Raw genomic sequence first — 349 nt, 5'->3', positions numbered from 1 at the left:
GATGGTAAAAATCTCGGGATTTTGAATCATTAAGAATTAACTACCTTACTATATCACTCTGATATTTACCACTACCGGATCTTGCAAAATGACCACCGGCAGTATCTGGATGCCGGTTGCCGCCGTGTAGAGCTCCAGGGTGAGGTAGGGCCAACGCCGACCCCAGTCTTTCGCCGCCTCCGGGTTACCGTGAAGCGCAAGGGCGGGGGGTGAGGGAAGATGGGCCTCTCCCGTCACCGTCACTTCCCCTCGGGGTATCGGCGCCGCAACCGGGCTTCCATCACCGGGCGCGGCAATCCAACCCCGGTTCACCAGGACTCGGCTGTCCGATCCCCGGATACGCAGGGGT

Annotated in this window: 1 protein-coding gene; it reads right to left on the bottom strand. The window is 58.7% G+C overall.

Going from position 1 to position 349, the window contains the following annotated elements; translation table 11 throughout:
* Nucleotides 1-48: 48 nt before the first annotated feature.
* The coding region (locus BQ17_RS19230; protein ID WP_305118705.1) for an SURF1 family cytochrome oxidase biogenesis protein at nt 49-349 on the bottom strand (301 nt) is incomplete at its 5' end.

It is taken from the genome of Candidatus Thiosymbion oneisti, from assembly GCF_900092655.1.
Classification (GTDB): domain Bacteria; phylum Pseudomonadota; class Gammaproteobacteria; order Chromatiales; family Chromatiaceae; genus Thiosymbion; species Thiosymbion oneisti.
The sequence above is the reverse complement of the archived record's forward strand: the minus strand, read 5'-3'. Positions and strand labels throughout refer to the sequence as shown.